Source organism: Chitiniphilus eburneus, assembly GCF_005048205.1.
GTDB lineage: Bacteria > Pseudomonadota > Gammaproteobacteria > Burkholderiales > Chitinibacteraceae > Chitiniphilus > Chitiniphilus eburneus.
In genome coordinates, this window is sequence record NZ_SUMF01000064.1 from 1 (window position 1) to 4018 (window position 4018).

Here is a 4018-nt window from a genome sequence, read left to right on the forward strand (position 1 = left end):
CGCCTTCGCCGCCGTGCTGGCCGCCTGTGTGCTGGTGTTCGCCAGTTACGGCGGCGCGGCGGAACGCCCCGCCGATGGCTTGCGGCTGGCGGTGGGCGAACTCGAAACCGTTCCCGCGCCGGGGCTGAGCCGGGTGGCGGTGGCCGACCCCAAGGTGGCCGACGTGCAGCTCACCCGTGGCGGCGACACGGTACTGGTGGAAGGCCGCGCGCCCGGCGATACGCAACTGCTGCTGTGGTACGGCAAGCGCGACACGCCGCAACGGCTGAAAATCCGGGTGGATGCCGAAGCGCCCCGGGTGCTGTCCAGCGGCGCCCGCCTCGGCGCCGATGGCGCGCAGCGCACGCTGGATGGCGAGGTGGCCGATGCCGCGCGCCATGCCGCCACGCTGACGGCGCTGGGGGCGGGCGTGGACGACCGCACCCTGCTGGCCAGCGGTGGCGCGGTGCAGGTGGACATCAAGGTGGTCGAGTATTCGCGTAGCGAAATGAAGCAGGCCGGGCTGAACCTGTTCTTCCGCAACCTCAACTCCGGGTTTTCCTTCGCCTCGTTCACCCCCGGCTCGCTCAGCAAATTCAACCTGGGCGACACGCTGACCAGCGAAGGCAGCTCGCCGTTCGCGCAGGCGTTCAACCTGCTGGCGCTGTACAACCGCGCCAGCTACTCCATCGGCACCGTGCTCAGCCTGCTGGAAAGCAACGGCCAGATCCAGGTGCTGGCCGAGCCCAGCCTGGTGGCGCTGTCCGGCCAGACCGCCACCTTCCTCGCCGGGGGCGAGTTGCCGGTGCCGGTGCCGCAATCGTTCGGCAACGTCACCATCGAGTGGAAGAAATTCGGCATCGGGCTGGCGATCTCGCCCACGGTGATCGACGCCCGGCGCATCGCGCTGAAGGTGGCGCCAGAGGCCAGCGAGCTGGACTACACGCGCGGCGTGCAACTGAACGGCACCGTGGTGCCCAGCGTCACCACCCGCCGTGCCGACACCACGGTGGAACTGGGCGATGGCGAAAGCTTCGTCATCGGCGGGCTGGTGTCGCGCAACCTGCGCAACAACGTGGACAAGGTGCCCGGCATCGGCTCGGTGCCCATCCTGGGGGCGTTCTTCAAGCGGGTGGAAAGCCAGCGCGAAGACCGCGAACTGATGATCGTGGTGACGCCGCACCTGGTGTCGCCGCTGGCGCGCGACGCCGCGCGCCCGCCGCTGCCGGGCGAATCGATGACGCAACAGCGCTCGATCTGGTCGCAATGGCTGCTGGGCGGCGAGCACGGCGACAACCTGACGGGGCTTTCGCAATGAACGAACAACTCACTCCCAACGGCAGCGTGGTCACCCATACCTTCCTGCTGTACTCCGACGACGACATCCTGGCGCGCCAGCTCGATCGCTCGCTGGCCATCCTGGGCGTGGTGGTCTCGCGCGGCGGGCCGGTGGACGAACTGATGCAGGAGGTGGGCATCCTCGCCCCCAATGGCGTGATCGTCGAATTCGGCGACGGCCGTGGCGCGCGTGCGCACGACGCCGCGCGCCAGTTGCGCGAGCTTTATCCCGAGATGGCGATCCTCGGCATCGGCCGCGCCAACGAGGCCAATCTGCGGATGGCGATGCGCGCCGGGGTGGAGGAATTCATCGACACCGCCAACCTCACGCTGGCGTCCGACATCGTGCGCGAGGCGCTGTTCCGCCACGACGTGAAGCCGCGCTTCGCCGGTGGCCCGGTGATCGCCGTGCTGGGCGGGCGCCCTGGCGTCGGCGCCACCAGCGTGGCCGGCACTTTCGCGCAACTGCTGCGCCAGCGCCTGCCGGACGACGACGTGCTGCTGATGGACTTCGGCCACCCGGCGCAGGATGCCTGCCTCTACCTGGGGCTGGAGCCGGAGCTGGATGTGCTGGCCGCGGTGCAGAACCTGCAACGCTTCGACAAGATGATGCTGGAATCGTCGTTCGCCCGGCACGAAAGCGGGCTGGCGGTGCTGCCGCTGCCGCAATACGCCTCGGATCGCCACGAGATCGGCACCGCCGACACGCTGCGCCTGATGCGCGTGCTGCGCGCCCACTTCGCCGCCGTGGTGCTCGATCTGGGCGGCAGCGAAGACCTGGCGTTCACGCAGCACCTGGTCCGCACCGCCGACCGTGTGCTGCTGGTGTGCGACCAGGGCATCGGTGCGCTGCGCTCCACTTTGCAGATGCTGGCCGGCTACGAGGAACTGGGTCTGTCCACCGCCGGCTGGCGGCTGGTGGTGAACCGCTTCGAAAGCGACCGTGCCGTCACACCCAACCACCTGGCGCACCGCATCGGCCTGCCGCTGGCCGGCATCCTGCCCGCCGACCCGGTGACGCTGTGCGATGCGCAAAGCTTCGGCCGCCCGGTGCCCGGCAACAGCCGCTTCGCCCGCGCGCTGAACGGCCTGCTGGACAAAGCGGTGCAGGATCTCAGCCTGCACGGCGGCGGGCGCGCCGCCAACGACGAATCGCTGGGCGCGCGGCTGAGCCGGCTGTTCCGTAACGAGGCCGCCTGATGAGCGCCACCCGCCCCATCCCGCCCCGCCCCGAAGCGGATACCGAGCTGGAGCGTGTCCAGAGCGGCGTGCAGGCCTGGCTGATCGATCGCTTCACCGAGCAGGGGGTGTTTTCCGACAACCTGCCGCGCGCGCGCATGGCCAGCCTGATCCGCCAGGAAGTGGTCACCTACGTGCAGAACCGCCGCATCCCGGTGAACGAGCTGGAAGTGGCGCTGATGGTCGATGCGCTGACCAAGGAGCTGGTTGGCTACGGCCCCATCGAAGACCTGCTGGCCGACCCGGCGGTGGAGGACATCCTGATCAATGGCCCGCGCGGCGTGTTCGTCTCGCGCCAGGGCGTGCTGGAACGCACGGCGATCCGGTTTCGCGACAACGGCCACCTGCTCAACTTTTTGCGCCGGCTGCTGGCGCCGCTGGGACGGCGGCTGGACGAATCCAGCCCCATGGTCGATGCGCGCCTGCCGGATGGTGGCCGGCTGAACGCGGTGATCCCGCCGCTGGCGGTGGATGGGGTGTCGGTGTCGATCCGCAAGTTCCATCGCCAGTTCTACCAGGGCGAACGCATGCTGGCGCTGGGCACGCTGTCGCCCATCGTGCTGTCGCTGCTGGCGCACGCGGTGCGGGGGCGCTGCAACGTGCTGGTGATCGGCGGCACCAGCAGTGGCAAGACCTCGCTGCTCAACGTATTGAGCAACTATATCCCGCCCGCCGAGCGCATCGTCACCATCGAGGATACGGCAGAGCTGGACCTGCAACACCCCCACGTGGTGCGGCTGGAAAGCCGGCCCGGGGGCTACGACGGCGCCGGGCTCGTCACCCAGCGCGACCTGATCCGCAACAGCCTGCGCATGCGGCCGGATCGCATCCTGGTCGGCGAAGTGCGGGGCGCCGAAGTGCTGGAGATGTTGCAGGCGATGAGCACCGGCCACGACGGATCGATGGGCACGCTGCACGCCAGCTCGCCGCGCGACGCGGTCTATCGTCTGGAGATGCTGGCGGGCTTCGGCGGCTTTGCCGGCAGCGACCTCAGCCTGCGCCGCCAGATCGCCAGCGCCATCGACCTGATCGTCGAAGTCGGCCGGCTGGCCGACGGCCGCCGCCGCGTGCTCGGCGTCACCGAGGTCACCGGCATGCACGATGACGTGATCGCGATGCAGGACGTCTTCCGCTTCGTCGAGCGCGACGGCGCCGAAAGCTGGCGGGCGGGCGGCGCGCGTTCGCTCAACCCCAAGCTGGCCGACTGGCGGGAGGAACCCTGATGAACCTGCCGCTGCTACTGCTCGGGCTGGCATTGCTGGTGGCCGGTGGCGTGCTCGCGCTGCGCGCGCGGCAACGCGACGCCGCACTGGCGCGCGCACTGGATCGCGGCCTGCACACGCCCCCAAGCCCGGCCGCCGTGCTGCCGCAATGGCTGATCAGGCTGAGCGGCCCCCTGGCCGAACTGGGCCCGCGCTGGCGCCATGCCGGGCTGTTGCCGCTGCTGTTGGGCGTGCTTGCC

4 protein-coding genes are annotated in these 4018 nt (G+C 69.8%); all 4 read left to right on the forward strand.

Annotation, left to right across the window (positions count from 1 at the left end):
- Positions 1-1297, forward strand: a 1297-nt coding sequence (locus tag FAZ21_RS19835) for a type II and III secretion system protein family protein (RefSeq protein ID WP_136775158.1), incomplete at its 5' end; no start/stop codon positions are given.
- Positions 1294-2517, forward strand: coding sequence for a CpaE/TadZ family protein (locus tag FAZ21_RS19840; protein WP_169307514.1), 1224 nt, complete (start codon positions 1294-1296; stop codon positions 2515-2517). The genes FAZ21_RS19835 and FAZ21_RS19840, both read left to right, overlap by 4 nt.
- Positions 2517-3779, forward strand: a complete 1263-nt coding sequence (locus tag FAZ21_RS19845; RefSeq protein ID WP_136775160.1) for a TadA family conjugal transfer-associated ATPase — start codon at positions 2517-2519, stop codon at positions 3777-3779. Before FAZ21_RS19840 ends, FAZ21_RS19845 begins: the two co-directional genes overlap by 1 nt.
- Positions 3779-4018, forward strand: a 240-nt coding sequence (locus tag FAZ21_RS19850; RefSeq protein ID WP_136775161.1) for a hypothetical protein, incomplete at its 3' end; no start/stop codon positions are given. The genes FAZ21_RS19845 and FAZ21_RS19850, both read left to right, overlap by 1 nt.